Genomic DNA, 14,625 nt, shown 5'->3' with positions numbered 1-14,625 from the left:
GGTGGCGCGTTATGAGGTGAGGGTGCTGGACGTGAAGGATGAGCCCGGAAAAAGGCCGGTGACGGAGAAACAGCGTTCCGCGCTCCGGACGACGCAGACCCGCCGGGTGGGGAATGCGGATGAGGGCGTGAGGGCACAGATGAGGGATATCTGGAACAGCCTGCAGCGGGGAAGAAAGTCATGAGCGGGCGTAACAGTCCCCGGGTGGTGGTGTACGGAGATGAGTGGGCGGTGACGGCGGCGGAGAATGCCAGTCCCGGGTTGATGAGCCGGTCGCGGACGGCACGTCTGGTCAGGGACATCCGTCAGGAGGCGCTGAGGCGTCTGCCGGGGACGGTGAACGCGCGGCAGTGGTTTATCCTGTGCTGTCTTGCGGAGGGGATGAAGGGAGGAGAGGTGGCGGCCCTGACGGGGCTGAAGGAGAAGACGGTGAGTCTGTACCGGCGTCATGCGCTGGCGGCGCTGGGTATGGAGACGGTGGTGAGGGGAATGCCGCTGTACCGCGGTGTGCTGGTACGGGAGGGACTGCAGCGATACCCGGTGACGGGTACGGCAGACTTGCTGTGTGCCGGGGAGGGTCAGGTGAGCGTACAGGAGGCAATATGACGGCAGTGAACAGCATCAGTATCACGCTGAATGGACAGGAAAGAGATTTTTTTTACCGGGATATTCATTCAGATAGGAGTGTCATTGAGCAGAATTTTATTAACAAAGAGTATTCGACGGGGATGTTTGCCCGTGACCGTGATATACAGGCGCGTTACAGGGATATTCTGGCCGCGGGGATGAAACCGGTGATAGTGGATTGTGGCGCGAATATCGGGACGTCAGTTCTGCATTTTCTGGGGGAATATCCACAGGCGCGTGTGGTGGCGCTGGAGCCGGCGCCGGATAATTTTGCGCTTCTGGAGCTGAATACGCGGGGTCTGGATGTGGAACTGATACCAAAGGGGGTGTCGTCATCAGAAGGGATGATGGAGCTGGTTGACACGGGGGAGCCCTTTGCCTACAGACGGTCAGTCGGTCAGTCTGCCTGTCACCACAATGACTAAAATACTGGAAGCATATCAGCCGGAGAGTCTGTTTATTCTGAAGGTGGATATTGAAGGCGGGGAGAAGGAACTGTTTTCCGGCGATATCAGCCAGGCAGACGATTTTTATGTGTGTATGGTGGAGTTGCATGACTGGCTGTATCCGGGAGAGAGGACATCAGCGCCTTTTCTCAGGTGGAGTGCAGCGACAGACAGGGATTTTATTTACCGTGGTGAGAATGTTTTTTCAGTCAAAAATATCAGGAAAAATGAGTAATATGGGTGGTGTAAAAGGCGGCAGCAGTGACGCATGTTATTATTGTTCCCTGCAATCACAAAAATCTGCAATAGAATGCATAACGTTGTTACGTTTGCTTTTTGACACAGGGGGGTTGCCGACGATACTGAAGAAAATAGTATGTATTTTTTGATCCGTACTGTCCTTATTGCACCAGGTTCTGGCAGAAAGCCCGCCCCTGGGTTGATGCTGGTAAGGTTCAGTTAAGGCTTATCCCTGTAGCGATCCTGCGGCCGGACAGTAATCTGAAAGCTGCGGCTATCATGATGTCAAAAGATCCGGCTAAAACGCTTCATGACTATGAGAGTTCTCACTGGAAAACCCGACCGGATAAGCCCGATTCTGTTCCCGCTGATATTACAGCAGCCCTGCAGGCTAATCTGTTACTGATGGAAAAACCTGACAGTAATGCCACACCCGCAATCTATTACCTGTCTCCGGATGGCCAGCTGCAACAGCAGCCGGGACTTCCTCCGGATGGTGACACGATGAACACAATAATGAGCGGTAAGCCCTGACCTTAAATTATTACGTAACCCGGGAGTTAGTTATGAAGATCGTTTTCCATGTACCAGATATTTCGCGCAGTATCCCCTGTATGAATAACGTGAAAAATTATCTGAAGCAGGCCATCAGACCACAGGAAGAGTCTGTACGGGTTATTTTTAACTCTGATGCTGTCATGAGCCTGGTCCGGGGTGAGGAAAGTGCTGAGCGCTGGCGTATATTGTGTGAACAATATGCCTGTATTCAGCTTTCTGTCTGTAATAATTCGCTACAGGGATACTCTCTTTCTCCTGAGAAACTCATTGATACCATTAATGTTATCCCGGCAGCAGTTGTCACTCTGGCAGATCTTCAGCATCATGGATGGATCTATATTCGTCCATAATACGGGATGAAGTACCCGTTTATCATCAGCGGTACGGACCTCAGGTCAGGAATGAGCCGTATTTTGCTGAATCTGTTATTTTCTGCACTGATGCTCCCGCTGTCAGCCGTTGCTGCTGATACTGAAATTACCCTGCAGTGTGAGGGGCGGGGGGCGGTTTCTGTGGTATTTGCCGAATATGGCCTGGTCACCGAGTCATGGTCCCCCTCTTCTTTCGAAACAGGAACCCGCGGGAAGGATGAACATCTTCCTTCAGGCAGATCAGTGGCCGTCTGGCGCTTCAGCAATGGAGATCGGCTTTTTCAGGTTAAAAACACAACAGGCTGGTTTGCTATATACAGCGGTGATCATCCGGAAATACTGCGCCAGTGTGAGCTTCAGGAACAAAGAGCACTTCAGCCGGAGAACTTACTCCGGGTCCCTTACCGCTGAAGGGTAAGCGCCCCGAAAAGTAGAGCGATCGGGAATGACGCGGGCGGAATGTTGTAGCACTTAAATGCCGTTGTGAACGGCATCTGTATTTCCCGAACCAGCCTCGATGCCGCATTTGACGGAAAACGTGGCGGGGGGCTCTATTAGCGGTTACCAGCGCCTCACCAGAACCGGTGATATCCCACCCCCCGTTCCCTGAACCATCCGGGCTGCGTCATTGTGTAAGCGAGAACCGACCGCCGTATGTAGCCATTAGACAAGAGTTGGTAACTTAGATGTCCGTTAGCAGCCGGACACATCTGTAAATATATTTATATTCCGTCAGTGATTTATCGGGGGGCAACTGTTTTTTCCAGCATGATTGCTAATCAATTAAGTTTCTTTATATCAGTATAGTGTTTGTGCAGGCGGAGCTGGTGAAACACCTGATGGCAATAAAGAGGCCTGGAGTGGTAAAGACAGACGAAACAACGCAAAAGATGGTTTTGAGTTCCTGCCGGAAATCTGCTCCAGGAAACGTAGCAACAGTGCCAACCGGCATGGCATCCTGCTGGTCACAGGGTGACAACATGAGAAAAGTATTTCTCAGATCCAGACTAAAAGTGAGTGGGCTTTCCATGCTTAAGAAAACAGAACTGCTGATGGTCATCATCTTTTTTGTGGTATTCCGGGCGGATGCCGCCCGGGATATGCTTCGCATCGGGGCTGACCTGAGCAATCCACCTTTCCAGTACAGTGGTAAGGGCGGAAAACCGGGAGGATTTGAAATTGATGTCACCAATGCTGTGTGCAAATCCGTTAGCATCAAGTGCACCTATGTTATCAATACGTTAGATGCACAAATCCCGGCTCTGCTGGCAAGAAAAGTCGATGTGATATTGCCACTGGGGGTCACTCAGAAAAGAAAAAACGCTATCGACTTCAGCCGATACGTGTTTCATTTGCCAACCCGCCTGGTTGCACGAAAAGAGAGCCATCTTCTGCCCCGGGCGGAAAGTATAAGGGGAAAGCGTATTGCCGTACAGCAGGGAAGTATTCAGGAAATATATGCCGAAAAATACTGGCAGCCAGAGGGAGTGGCTATAAAAAATTACCCTGACCTGGAGGCCATTTATGAGGATCTTTACGCCGGTCGCGTGGATGGGGCCCTGGCTCCCTCCGTTGCAGTAACGTATGGCTTCCTGCAAACGCCGCAGGGTAAAGATTTTGAGCTGAAAGGGCCGGAAGTGACGGACGCGGACCTGTTCAGCAAGGGATCAGCTTATGGTATCCGTCAGGGTGACAGTGAAACGAAACAACTAATCAACCGGGGGCTGGAAACTATTATCCACAATGGAATCTATTCCGGAATACAGAAACACTATTTTGGAGATCAGGATTTGAGTGTGAAAGAGCAGGATACACAGCCTACTGAAAAATAACTGGTTTCTTCGCACTGTCAATCATTCTGTGATACGACACGAGGCTGTTCCTGTGATTATTTCAGCCAATAGATAGCACCTGGTGATCCGGGGCTGGTTCTTCTTCACCATCGGATGTTCAAAAGAACCGTCACGATCGCGGGGGGACGCAGTTTCAGTGAGCCATCGCCAGTGATAACGTTCTTTTGGGTGTAGCCGTTGCGGGCGTTGGTTCCCGGTTTTGGCTGATTTTTATCGTAGCCGGGGTGATGGGGCATTTCGGTATTGAGAGCTGCTTCGACGCTGATTTTTTTCAGTGGTCGATCGAACTGGTTGAGTTCTTAAGGGGGTTTGAGATTTTTGGTCAGCTCGTTAGCCAGAGCCTGTAACTGTTTTTTGTCCATAATTTAACCTGTTTTTGATATTGGATTGAACATATCAAAATCAGGCGATTACACAATCTCGTGTACAGGCTCGGGCGCTTTTTTCGTTAAAATCGGTTATTCCATCCCTTTCGGTGGATTGTAGAAATATGTGAGTTTTTTTTGTCCGGTATTCTGTTAAACAGGCCATCTCCTTCAGTTGGTGATAACAGGCGGATACCTGCTTTTTCTGTGATAACAGATACCTTCTTTTCCACATCTGCTGCTGACGTTTCTGGTCGGTTCAGCGTGATATAGCGAATTCGTCGCTCTTCCCGGGTGGTCGTTTTAAGCGTGTTCACCGCTGTCTCCCACAAGGCCCTTTCACGCGCGTTGATATCCGTGTCGTACTCTTCCAGCATCGCCATAGCCGCCTGACGTCCTGCAATTCGTTGCTGAAATGTATCCACGATCGTGTGCGGTTCTGTGCGGATTTTGCGCCTTTTTCTGGAGGGCTTTGCAGTCAGTACGCCAATGATGGCACTGACATTTTCCGGTGACGGGATTCGACGTTGAGCAGTACGGGGAACCAGGCGGCGGAGACAGTCCAGGCGTGGTGCATCCACGCTGATGTACCTGTTTATAACAACGGGATCGCTGCTGCAGCTTTTCTCACCGTCAGGGATCAAGAATGATGTTGATGGTACGGTGTCTCCCCGGAAAATAGAAAAGAACTCGCCAGCATGAAGTTCAATCAACTCCTGAACATTTATCTTACTTTCCATCAGGATGCTGATTTGTGGGCTGTCAATCCATGATTCACCAAATATGCCGTCCTGGCGCTGCAGGCTGTTCATCCTCGCCCTGGCTTCTTCCCCTGCGGCGCTTTTCAGCGTTCTGGCCGTACTACCCTCGCTGACAATCCTGCCGGCAAATTTTGTCCCCGTGTTTTGCATCAGTGTTGCAGTATTCGTGGCTGTTGTCTGTCCTTCAATACGTTCCTGGTCCTGTGCCATCAGAATCAGAGCGAAATCCAGTGAACGCACCTGGGTGGCTTCCACTGCAATACGGTCCGTATAGTATGCCCCCACTTCGTCAAGGAAACACAGATAAGGGAAACGCCCTTTATATTTTTTGACTTCCAGGGCATCGGAATCAGTTCCTTCGAGGCGGTATCCCAGGTCACGGGCCAGTATCATACTTTGCTGGGTGACGAACATGCGGCCAAGGGCTGATGTGGTATGTGCGGACGTATCCAGGGCGGGGATCATCACCATAAGGATTCGGTCACTGTGTATGCTGTCACGAATGTCGATGTCGCCGGAATCCTCTGCAAAGATATCGCCAAAAGCCTCAGTAAATGTGCTGAAGGTTTCAGAAAACTGGCCAGAAAGATAAGCATGCTGCTTCCTGGGTTCTTCCGTCCAGGCTGATGGCGTCCGGACCAGTGACATATCAAAGCCGGGGACGTCCTGCAGGTAGTTACGTAACGGCGCAATTGCCTCTTCCGGCCACTGATCATCGAGGCCACGACAGTAAAGTTTGGCCATCCCTTCGAGAGTCATATGTTCACGGAGCATCTGCAGCGACATTGTTTTGCCCTCCCGCACACACCAGAATTTAGTACCAAATACCAGTGCCTTGTTCATGGCAATGGCTCGGGACTGCCACTCACCCCCCTGGACGTTCTGGGGCAGCATTGACTGCATTGTCTCTGCTGTGAATGCTTCAGTGCTGTAACAAAAGGGATTCCAGGTATTTGACTGAGGACGAGTTTTTTCACCACTCAGAATGATTTCACTGCGGGATTTTCCTCCGTTCATGAAGTTGATGACTTCCACATCGTCTTCACGGCCAAAGCGTCTGGCCAGATACCAGATCGTTCTTGCCGTGTCATTCTGTGCCTTGCCATCGACAAGGGTGAATCCTCGTCCCCAGCAAAGCGGATTAATCGCCCATGCAAAGATGGTTTCCGTTTTACCACCACCGGTGGTGGCGAAAAACATTATATGGCGGGTCAGATCGTCGATATTCAGCCACAATTCCCGGCCAATATCCCTGACGCGTTGGTAGCCAACATAAAATATGCCGTTGGCCGGTGATTCTTTGATGACCTCATACTGAAACAGGGTTGGCCAGAAGCTAAAAAGGCTTCTTTTAATCATTCTGTCCTGTGACGGGTCAGCACATTTCAGCGTCATGGGCATACGAAGGGGGCAGCGCCATCGCTGCAGACTAAATACCAGCATCGTTATCAGTGTGAACAACAGACATGCCGGTAATGCAAGTGGCCAGATAAAACTGACCACCAGGCTTCCTGCAAGACACAGACCGTAGATGTTGAGGGTCTGGAGCGCGTTCCAGAGCGGGTTTCCCCATGCCGCACGGTGTATGAGTTCAGGATTAACGCGATGTTCACTCATGGTCAGACTCACTGTCAGTGGTTTTCAGGAATAACTTTACGGTGCCGGACTCCTGAAGAAGTCCTGTCGGCAGGTGCCAGCCTGTATCGGACAGCACCCATGGTGTGCCGGCAAAGCCAAACTGGCGGAAAGCCAGATTGTTGACGTCGATGGCTGCCCTGGCGGCTTTCAGGCATGTTTTATCAGGGAGTGCTTCGGTACTTCCCGGCACCATCATGCCGGCATCCGCCGAATACAGATGGTGCCATCCTTCTGCGCGCTTTTGCGGGTCCTTTTCACACAGCAACGGTGCCATGTGGGATGCTGACTTATCGCCACCTATGACAGATACCGGATAGACCACCACATTAAAGTCTGCAGAGAGTCGTTTCAGTGCCGGCTCCAGTGCCCGGCAGTTCGGACAACGGGGATCGAGAAAGGCATACAGTGTCCTTTCATGACCTGACGATAAGTTGACAGTGAACATTCCCCGGTCGGCGTTCCGCTTCAGAACAGTAGCCAGATTATGTCGGGCTTTGGTGGCCTCCGGCGTCTCTTTTTTTGTTGCCGCTGCCTGTAAAATCGTTTTTCCGGGCTTGTTATTTACTTGTGGAATGTTCTCCAGAGCAGCCGGCAGCGGCCTGCGTGACGCAGAAACGGACGCCTGAATATCATCATCCACGGGATTCTGTGCCGGTAGCACCTGGCTGGTTGCAGAAGCCGGCGATTGATTAAACGGAACAGGGACTCTTGTCAGGAAAACACAGGACGTGATGAGGGCTCCAAGGGCCAGGCTGACAGCACAGTAAATAATACCGCGTAGTTTTTTCTTACGTCGTCTGGTGTCGTTTACAAGGCAGTCCGCGACAGCGCCGAGAATATCACTGACATTGTGGCCTGAACACGCGAACAGGGATGTCTCTGTATCCCTGTACGAATATTCCGGAGATACCAGCAAAAGTTTTTCCTTGTCAGATATCATACTGACGCCATCCTTAATTTGCAGGATGGCCAGAACTTCCTGACGTCCATCTTCATATTGCGCATATACGATGATATTTTTAGCTGTACGGGTTGCACTGTAACGGGGTGTCATAGTCAGTCTCCGGGGAATCAAAATTCGTTATCTGTTGCAGGTGTACGGAACAGTACGTCGTCGGTGAGGGACCAGTTGGTCAGGATGCGGCGTTTTCTGTCGCGGTCGGGCTGTGGCTCATCCCAGATAAGGCCAAGACCAAGCATATCCCGTCGCAGACCTTCCACTGCCTCATCAACGCAGGGCTCAGGGCAGGGAAGACCAAAACGCATTGCTTCATTTTCTGTACGGGCAACCGCCACCACACCGGCACCCTCAATAAATCCTTTCGTGGTATTGGCGCGGTGTAATGCGTAAAACAACGTCCGGTCCACACCTTTCAGCCACAGCCAGTTAGGTGGCGTAAGCCGCAGATCATGTGCGTAAAGCCAGACCAGACCGCTCCGGACGTAGCGATGCTGTTTCAGCCACTTTTGTGCGCCCTCGCTTTTGATCACTTTGCTGAATGCTGTTCTGGCCAGCGAATAAACGGGGGTACAGAATTTTCCTTTATCCCGTTTGCTTTTGAGCCGGCAGGAACGGTTCAGGGCATCCATGAGATTCAATGCCGCTTTGCGGTCATCCAGAAAATACTGAAGGCCAAATATGGCAAAGAGGGCTTTTTCGTGTGGCGCCATGTCCTTCCATGATGTCAGTGGGTGACCCAGCTGTGCCATGAAACATTGTCTTGTCGCTGCAACATCGAGCTGCATACTGGTGATTAAGCTGTGTTGTTCGACAAAAGCCTCTGGTGTAAGCGCAACTCTCCGTTCAGGTCGTTTTCCGCCGTGGAGGAGTTTTCCGGGATCACCATCAGTAATAACTGGGGTAATGGCCGGGGACAGAGAGGCAAAGATATGCGGTAATCTGGTGATATCAACAGGCCTGCGGGTGAAACGGCTTTGTCCGGGATGCTGATACCATTCCCACAGTGACCATGCTGTTAACGGAAGCAGAAATATCCACAGAATACCGATGGTCTGCTCCATTACATTAAGCCACCGACTGTAGCTGATGTTGGTGGCGTTGTTACCTGTTATGGCCAGAAGGTTGTAGCGGGGTGCTGCGTATTCGTGAAATGGTCCCCAGTCAATAAATCCCCATAAGGTATGGAGTATCAGGCAGGTGGCGAACACCACGTCCGGTAAAAATAACCATATTACGAATAGCAGAAGGATAAAAAGGACACCAACAGCGCCCCATATCTGCACAGGGTCTTCTGCGACAGGCTGTCGATTGTAAGACATGGCAAAGTCTCCATCTCTGGAATTTAAATCAAACGGGAAGGTTAAAATTTGTTTTTTTGTCAGGCTGATAAAGCATCAGCAAAAACAGATGTTGATGCATCCCCAATATGGGGATAGACTGTCTTTATGTTGGAGCGGGGAAGATACATGTACGCGACGTTTATTGAGCTTTCCAGCTTTCAGAAATACCGGGCGGATTACCTGAACGATGACCAATTCAGGTTGTTTCAGAATATGTTGTTGGCCAATCCTGAAAAGGGTGATCTAATCCCTGACACAGGAGGTCTGAGAAAGGTTCGTTTCAGGGATGAGCGCCGAAATAAAGGCGCAAGAGGTGGGGTCAGAGTTATCTATTACTGGACGAATGAAAAAGGTCAATTCATTCTATTTACCATATACGATAAAGATCAATGTGACGATCTGACCAAACAACAGCGCGACGCCCTGGCGGAGGCGCTAAATGTGATTAAAAAGGGGCTGAGACATGACTAAGCGTGATATTTTCAGCGAATTGATGGCGGGTATGCAGGAGCTGAAGGAGCATCAGGAGGAGAAAATTACCCTCAAGACTTACAAGGTCAGTAAGCGAGTGCCCATCACTATTGCACCGCAGGAATTGCGGGCTGTGCGTGAAAAACTTAACCTGTCACAGGCTGTTTTTGCGCACTATCTCCACACAGGTGAAACCACATACCAGAACTGGGAGCAGGGCAGGGCTAAACCTAACGCTCAGGCAGTTTTATTGATCCGGATGGTGCAGAAGAATCCGGAAACTTTAAATGCTCTTGCTCAGCTTTAACAATTAAGCGATACCTTAGATAATGGCCGGGGATTGATATGGATGTAAAAAAGCCGACTGGTGAGGTCGGCTTTTTTACGATTCCGGGACTAAGTTAGTTGCTCTAACCGGAAGAAGACAATCTGTATCTAACATCGCTAATTCTATTCCTTACACCCCATTATGTCAAAAGTCTGTACAATCAGGTACAATCCATGCCGTTAGCCCTGCGGCCTGCTGAAGTCTGGCGCTTGACGGATTCATTAAGTCCTGGCCTGGATAACAGGTGGTGCTGCTCCTGGTGCTCTGGCCGGAGTGAGGCAGTCTGTATCTAACAATAGAGGCCACTGCTGTGACAGGCAACCCATGAGTAAACAGTGGTGTTTCACTCCCTTCATAAGGGAAAACGGATGATTAACCTGTTAATCATCGTTCTGAGAGCGGTAGTAGCCGTTGCAAACGCGCTGGTTGCCATTCTGGAACTGATCCGGGAATTTATCGACTGATAAGCCCGGAAACGTAATTAAGGGCAGGGAGTTACCACTTCCTGCCCTTTAATAATCCAGAGGTTCGTATTAATGGACATATTTCCACACTGAAGCTGGTACCTTATCATAAATTTTGTTCATGGTGAGTTCTGCCAGTCTGTGATCGGCGGCAGAATTAAATGTTTCAATATCATCTGCTGTCAACTTATATCGACGGTGGGATATTATTTTTTCCAGTGTGATTAGTGATGAACAACGACGCAGTTGATATAGCCATTCCTGTTTTGTTTTTGCCATAGTAGCATCCTTAAAATTTATTAATAACTGATATAACGATGTTCGTTTAATACAACAGCTTCTGATGAGTGATAATCGGAACAATCTGAGAGGTTCGCCTTTTAATGCAGATATTGCATTATTTGAACAGGAGGCGGCAGGTTAAATCTTTCTGTTAAAGAAACAGCCGGTTTATCTGAACCGGCTGATGGGTGATTGTTCATGGAGGCTGGTTGTATCAAAATACTTCTGCAACGGGTATGCCAGACACCTTCTCCCACTCTTTACGCTTTTCCTGAATCATCCGGGGGAAGTCTACCGGGTAATCATAACTTCTTTCGGCCATTGCGTGCATGGTGTTCGCAAGGGCTCGAGCCGAATCAGTACCTATACTGAATTCAATCATCGGCATGTCTACATACTTCGTATAAATTTCCAGATGATTTTTCGTGACAACTGTACGGGTGAAGTTATGAATATTCATTCCAATTATGTCCATAGTGTTGTTTGAGTAGAATCGGACATACAGCATAGTGCCTTTTTTTACATCAATGCCAAAATATAACGATGGTATTGATTTATATTCGTAAGCTTCCTCTGGAACGAATAGCTTACTGTTTTGGTTTTTTATATATTGCACTATGTTTTTAACTATTTTCCCTCTTCTTTTTTGTTTTTTATAGCCTAAGTAAAAGTATAATGCTGGAGGTATTATTGCTAATCCCCATCCGATTACCCCACCAAAAATCATTAGTAAGGGGGAGAAGAAAATAAAATATAATAATACAGCAGCAAAAACATACTCTTCTCTTTTTGAAAGAGTCTCTCCCCTTTTTGCATATGCCCCTATCATATCCATGACCTCCATAAACACTTTTGGATATTTTAATATCATCAAGTGTCTATGGCAAGTCATATATTAGGTTATTATCCTTTTATTCCATCTTTATCATTATCGCCGCTCTTAATGTTTTTGAGACGTTCTTCCCTAACACCAGGAGCATGCCTGATATTTCGGCTACTACCTGCAAATATATCCTTCACGGAAGATGCAAGGTTCCCAAGAGTATTAGCACCATCCCGACCTCCTAGAAAATTGATAACATGGTCAGGAAGGTATGCCTGTAACGCAAATATAGCTGCAACAATTGTTGTGCAAATCCGTGCGTAAATTAGTAAAAAACCAGCAAGACTAAATATTCCGGTGAAAGAGTTGATTTGGACATTCGTAAGTGCGGGACCAAAAAGTGCATTTAGGATAGTTCCTGCTGCGATAATGGCTACTGATGCAAAGAAAAAACCGAACACCATCAACGGTGGCCTAATCATACTATCGATCAGATAAATATAACCATAGGCAGCACGACTTCCTCTGTCTTGCGATGTACCAAGGTGGGTAGCCCCCCAAAGAGGTCCAGCGGTACATCCTATTAATACGCTGCTAATCCAGTTACCTATTCCGGTCATCCAGAAAATAAAAGGTATAAAGGGTAGATAGATGGATAATGAAAAACCTGCACAGAACATCAGAAACAACAGGAAATAAACAGGAGGGGCAAGAGCCTCAAGTAAGGCATTTGCTGTAGAAAGAACTGAGGTTAAGTTATTAAGAACTTTTCCCAGAAAGGACTTTTCCCCTCCAGCCACAAGGACTCTGGCCGTAGTATAAGTCACCCATATTCCTTCGGCAGCAACCATCGTGCGATCACCAATATTTTTCATCTTTATTAGTGGATTCACTTGGTTGCTGCTTGTACCCGTTTCACTCCATTCAGTTGCCAGACTATTAGTGAGCCACTGACCGAATTTTTCTGTAGGTTTGATTAATGCATCTTGCGGTGTATTGGTATTCGAGAGTAATTGCTCATCGGCTGATGTGACTGTACCAAGGGATGGTGTGTACGATGTGTTTTGCAATTGAGTTTTGTATGCCCCCGTCACTGCAACAAATAAATCTGTATCACCTACTTCACCCAGTGATGACAACGAGGTTACTGCTGGCGCCCTGTCGGCCAGTTCGGCAAGACGCTGATTGGCTGTCGCAAACGTCTGGTACCAGGCACCTAAAGCCACCCACCCGTAAGTGGTCAGATATGATTTCAGCGCCTCCTTCCTGGATTGTTCGTTGTTATCTGCAGGCAGGGCTTTTTGTACTGCCCGCTCGTAATCGTCAGCTGCCCGCTGTATGCGGGTTTCGATATCAGGCAAAGTACCGTTTCCTGTGTTGCGTTTTTCCAGAAAAGTCGTCACAAACTCGTTAGCGGTACTGTCCATGTCACGAATCATGTTATCCATGGCTGTACGTTGAGCAGCGATAACGCTGTTATATTCGGTACTGCTGAAGGGGTTAAAAAACTTACTGATGGATGACTGATTGGTTGTACCGTTGCCTTCAACAGACAGGCTGGCAGTACCACAAATGCCGCTGCCATTGGATACCGTAACGGTGTAATTTCCACCGGCAGTTTTACTTGATTCGGTCATAAGTGAAGTGGAGGACCTGGCCGTTTGGTTAAAGTCATTCAGTCCGGAATTGATGGCATACTTACACAATTCCATTTCAAAGATGCCGCGTGCGGCGGTGCGTGTTGAGACCTGAACTGGTTGCACGGTCATAGAGTAACCGTTTGCAATATTATCAGCGGCCAGCTGCACCATGATATTGGCGGAACCAACCCCCATAATCGATGCACCCCACAGCATGATAAGCTGGGCGAGGCTCCAGCCATTTCCTGTAGGTACGATCATCAGAAATCCACTGACGACACTGAGAGTACCAACGATGTCACGTCCGGTATCAAAGACCTGGCCCTGATGTCCGGATCTAACAACATGCCGTATGCCGATGAAAGCAAACCAGACTACGGCAAGTACGGCAATAATGCCGTTAAATACACCAAACATATTGCCGATCAGGGTAGGACTGCTGGTCGACAGGGGGTTCGTGACCACATCACCAAATATTGTGACCAGCGCCTGACGTGACAGATCGTCAGGGTTGGTGGCTGCGGACACAATATCCTGATAGGTCACTGAAGCCATTGCCGGGACTGCAGATACGGCGAGGCCTGCACTGAGTGCGCGAAGTATAATTTTCACAGTAACTCCGGAATAGGATAAGAAGCATGGGCAGCTCGACGCCCTGCATGGGATTTAATTCGAAGGGATACGGTGACCAGCCAGAACCAGTCTGCTTGTCAGTATTTCTTACTGGTTATTGCCAGCCATGAGGCGTTGCACCATCCATTTCGCTCATTCAGAAAGTCCAGGAAAGTCCCTTTTTCTGCCTCACTGACTTTACGCTCATGCAACTGCCACAGACGGTATGAGGTGATCAGTGCTTTTGAAACGCAGAGCGCTGCGCCTGTAATCATCAGTACGATCGTTGTGATTAACCGTAGTAGTGTAATTAAGGGGAGCGTTGAAGCTGCAAAAGCCATACCACACAGGAAAACGGCAGGAAGCAGTAATAGCCAGAAAAGCGCCCGCCAGAACAACCTGCGTCGACGGAAACAGCGATTCAGTTCAGTAACTGGCTGACCGCTTGTCTGTACAGCTTCTTCCCAGTTCAGGCTACTGAAAGTCACTTCGTGTGTTTTCCGGATTAATTCTTTAATCCGCCGTATTTGCTGACTCAATATGTGGCGACATGAGCGAGCAATCCAGCGGGTTTCAATTACCGGAACGAAAATATTAACCACGCCACGCGTCGCCAGGCGTGCTATAGACGGTGATTTTTTTACAGTTGCTTCTTGCTCTGTATCGCCGGGTAATTTACTCATTTCTGATGCCTTTCCGGGTTTTGAAGTGAAAGAAAATAAACTGTCCGAATCGCAGAATCAGGCAAAGCAGGGAAAGCACCATCCAGTTCCGTAATCCTGCCCTATCGTGTAGGGTGAGTATCAATACAAACAGGAAGAGACCGGCGATTGTAGCTGGCATCC

17 protein-coding genes and 2 pseudogenes are annotated in these 14,625 nt (G+C 48.9%); 11 read left to right on the top strand and 8 right to left on the bottom strand.

All coding sequences use genetic code 11. The features are described from left to right. From HV477_RS28265 to HV477_RS23315, 8 genes and pseudogenes are all read left to right on the top strand, one after another. Window positions 1–184 (top strand): hypothetical protein (locus tag HV477_RS28265; protein WP_175065761.1); only part of this gene is annotated, 184 nt, incomplete at its 5' end. Further along, complete coding sequence (locus HV477_RS23345; protein ID WP_154715074.1) at window positions 181–606, top strand: LuxR C-terminal-related transcriptional regulator; 426 nt, start codon at window positions 181–183, stop codon at window positions 604–606. The genes HV477_RS28265 and HV477_RS23345, both read left to right, overlap by 4 nt. Continuing rightward, a complete protein-coding gene (locus HV477_RS23340) occupies window positions 603–1,052 on the top strand; it encodes an FkbM family methyltransferase (protein ID WP_154715073.1) in 450 nt (149 codons plus the stop codon). The genes HV477_RS23345 and HV477_RS23340 overlap by 4 nt, the downstream gene beginning before the upstream one ends. Beyond that, the gene (locus tag HV477_RS23335; protein WP_172953679.1) at window positions 1,045–1,308 is read left to right on the top strand and encodes an FkbM family methyltransferase; all 264 of its coding nucleotides are present in this window, start codon (window positions 1,045–1,047) and stop codon (window positions 1,306–1,308) included. Before HV477_RS23340 ends, HV477_RS23335 begins: the two co-directional genes overlap by 8 nt. Window positions 1,309–1,460: 152 nt before the next feature. After that, window positions 1,461–1,847, top strand: a pseudogene (dsbG, locus tag HV477_RS23330) (thiol:disulfide interchange protein DsbG); the annotation flags it as partial. A 32-nt stretch (window positions 1,848–1,879) separates the two neighbouring features. Then, window positions 1,880–2,221: a DsrE family protein gene (locus HV477_RS23325; RefSeq protein ID WP_080102214.1), complete on the top strand. Its 342-nt coding sequence runs from the start codon at window positions 1,880–1,882 to the stop codon at window positions 2,219–2,221. Between the two features lie 51 nt (window positions 2,222–2,272). Next, on the top strand, window positions 2,273–2,653 hold the full coding sequence (locus HV477_RS23320; RefSeq protein WP_154715070.1) for a hypothetical protein: 381 nt from the start codon (window positions 2,273–2,275) through the stop codon (window positions 2,651–2,653). A gap of 617 nt (window positions 2,654–3,270) precedes the next feature. Beyond that, window positions 3,271–4,074 carry a transporter substrate-binding domain-containing protein gene (locus HV477_RS23315; RefSeq protein WP_154715104.1) on the top strand — a complete coding sequence of 268 codons (804 nt, stop codon included), beginning with the start codon at window positions 3,271–3,273 and terminating at the stop codon, window positions 4,072–4,074. A gap of 81 nt (window positions 4,075–4,155) precedes the next feature. Here the strand turns inward: HV477_RS23315 and HV477_RS23310 are convergent. The 4 genes and pseudogenes from HV477_RS23310 to trbA form a co-directional block, all read right to left on the bottom strand. After that, window positions 4,156–4,457, bottom strand: a pseudogene (locus HV477_RS23310) (transposase); the annotation flags it as partial. Between the two features lie 86 nt (window positions 4,458–4,543). After that, a complete protein-coding gene (gene trbC, locus HV477_RS23305) occupies window positions 4,544–6,838 on the bottom strand; it encodes an F-type conjugative transfer protein TrbC (protein ID WP_253743163.1) in 2,295 nt (764 codons plus the stop codon). Then, window positions 6,831–7,913, bottom strand: a complete 1,083-nt coding sequence (locus tag HV477_RS23300) for a DsbC family protein (protein ID WP_154715069.1) — start codon at window positions 7,911–7,913, stop codon at window positions 6,831–6,833. The genes trbC and HV477_RS23300 overlap by 8 nt, the downstream gene beginning before the upstream one ends. 17 nt (window positions 7,914–7,930) lie before the next feature. Next, window positions 7,931–9,139, bottom strand: a complete 1,209-nt coding sequence (gene trbA / locus HV477_RS23295) for an IncI1-type conjugal transfer protein TrbA (protein ID WP_154715068.1) — start codon at window positions 9,137–9,139, stop codon at window positions 7,931–7,933. A gap of 147 nt (window positions 9,140–9,286) precedes the next feature. Here trbA and HV477_RS23290 point away from each other — a divergent pair, with 147 nt between their 5' ends. The 3 genes from HV477_RS23290 (at window position 9,287) to dqlB (ending at window position 10,423) form a co-directional block, all read left to right on the top strand. Continuing rightward, a complete protein-coding gene (locus HV477_RS23290; RefSeq protein ID WP_080102217.1) occupies window positions 9,287–9,631 on the top strand; it encodes a toxin in 345 nt (114 codons plus the stop codon). Then, window positions 9,624–9,938 (top strand): DNA-binding transcriptional regulator, encoded by a 315-nt coding sequence (locus tag HV477_RS23285; RefSeq protein WP_154715067.1) that lies wholly within the window; start codon window positions 9,624–9,626, stop codon window positions 9,936–9,938. The genes HV477_RS23290 and HV477_RS23285 overlap by 8 nt, the downstream gene beginning before the upstream one ends. A gap of 389 nt (window positions 9,939–10,327) precedes the next feature. Continuing rightward, a complete protein-coding gene (dqlB, locus tag HV477_RS28845; protein ID WP_301337427.1) occupies window positions 10,328–10,423 on the top strand; it encodes a DinQ-like type I toxin DqlB in 96 nt (31 codons plus the stop codon). Window positions 10,424–10,492: 69 nt separating this feature from the next. On the opposite strand, the gene hha is transcribed toward dqlB, so the two are convergent. The 4 genes from hha to traX all read right to left on the bottom strand — a co-directional run bounded on the left by hha (window position 10,493) and on the right by traX (window position 14,463). Continuing rightward, window positions 10,493–10,702 (bottom strand): hemolysin expression modulator Hha, encoded by a 210-nt coding sequence (gene hha, locus HV477_RS23280; RefSeq protein WP_080102219.1) that lies wholly within the window; start codon window positions 10,700–10,702, stop codon window positions 10,493–10,495. Between the two features lie 217 nt (window positions 10,703–10,919). Beyond that, window positions 10,920–11,549, bottom strand: coding sequence for a plasmid IncI1-type surface exclusion protein ExcA (gene excA / locus HV477_RS23275; RefSeq protein ID WP_254621700.1), 630 nt, complete (start codon window positions 11,547–11,549; stop codon window positions 10,920–10,922). 59 nt (window positions 11,550–11,608) lie between these two features. After that, window positions 11,609–13,780, bottom strand: coding sequence for a DotA/TraY family protein (locus HV477_RS23270; protein WP_154715065.1), 2,172 nt, complete (start codon window positions 13,778–13,780; stop codon window positions 11,609–11,611). Window positions 13,781–13,878: 98 nt separating this feature from the next. Next, on the bottom strand, window positions 13,879–14,463 hold the full coding sequence (gene traX / locus HV477_RS23265; RefSeq protein ID WP_154715064.1) for a conjugal transfer protein TraX: 585 nt from the start codon (window positions 14,461–14,463) through the stop codon (window positions 13,879–13,881). Between the last annotated feature and the right edge of the window lie 162 nt (window positions 14,464–14,625).

The sequence above is a fragment of the Salmonella sp. SG203 genome, assembly GCF_013350575.1.
In the GTDB taxonomy this organism is placed as follows: Bacteria; Pseudomonadota; Gammaproteobacteria; order Enterobacterales; family Enterobacteriaceae; genus Salmonella; species Salmonella enterica.
Note: the sequence above shows the minus strand (reverse complement) of the source record. Positions and strands in the feature narration are given on the sequence as shown.

What these genes read in the sequence shown, in the direction of transcription:
- HV477_RS23345 (WP_154715074.1), top strand. Translation starts at nt 181, where the DNA reads ATGAGCGGGCGTAACAGTCCCCGGGTGGTGGTGTACGGAGATGAGTGG.
- HV477_RS23340 (WP_154715073.1), top strand. Translation starts at nt 603, where the DNA reads ATGACGGCAGTGAACAGCATCAGTATCACGCTGAATGGACAGGAAAGA.
- HV477_RS23335 (WP_172953679.1), top strand. Translation starts at nt 1,045, where the DNA reads ATGACTAAAATACTGGAAGCATATCAGCCGGAGAGTCTGTTTATTCTG.
- HV477_RS23325 (WP_080102214.1), top strand. Translation starts at nt 1,880, where the DNA reads ATGAAGATCGTTTTCCATGTACCAGATATTTCGCGCAGTATCCCCTGT.
- HV477_RS23320 (WP_154715070.1), top strand. Translation starts at nt 2,273, where the DNA reads ATGAGCCGTATTTTGCTGAATCTGTTATTTTCTGCACTGATGCTCCCG.
- HV477_RS23315 (WP_154715104.1), top strand. Translation starts at nt 3,271, where the DNA reads ATGCTTAAGAAAACAGAACTGCTGATGGTCATCATCTTTTTTGTGGTA.
- trbC (WP_253743163.1), bottom strand. Translation starts at nt 6,838, where the DNA reads ATGAGTGAACATCGCGTTAATCCTGAACTCATACACCGTGCGGCATGG.
- HV477_RS23300 (WP_154715069.1), bottom strand. Translation starts at nt 7,913, where the DNA reads ATGACACCCCGTTACAGTGCAACCCGTACAGCTAAAAATATCATCGTA.
- trbA (WP_154715068.1), bottom strand. Translation starts at nt 9,139, where the DNA reads ATGTCTTACAATCGACAGCCTGTCGCAGAAGACCCTGTGCAGATATGG.
- HV477_RS23290 (WP_080102217.1), top strand. Translation starts at nt 9,287, where the DNA reads ATGTACGCGACGTTTATTGAGCTTTCCAGCTTTCAGAAATACCGGGCG.
- HV477_RS23285 (WP_154715067.1), top strand. Translation starts at nt 9,624, where the DNA reads ATGACTAAGCGTGATATTTTCAGCGAATTGATGGCGGGTATGCAGGAG.
- dqlB (WP_301337427.1), top strand. Translation starts at nt 10,328, where the DNA reads ATGATTAACCTGTTAATCATCGTTCTGAGAGCGGTAGTAGCCGTTGCA.
- hha (WP_080102219.1), bottom strand. Translation starts at nt 10,702, where the DNA reads ATGGCAAAAACAAAACAGGAATGGCTATATCAACTGCGTCGTTGTTCA.
- excA (WP_254621700.1), bottom strand. Translation starts at nt 11,549, where the DNA reads ATGGAGGTCATGGATATGATAGGGGCATATGCAAAAAGGGGAGAGACT.
- traX (WP_154715064.1), bottom strand. Translation starts at nt 14,463, where the DNA reads ATGAGTAAATTACCCGGCGATACAGAGCAAGAAGCAACTGTAAAAAAA.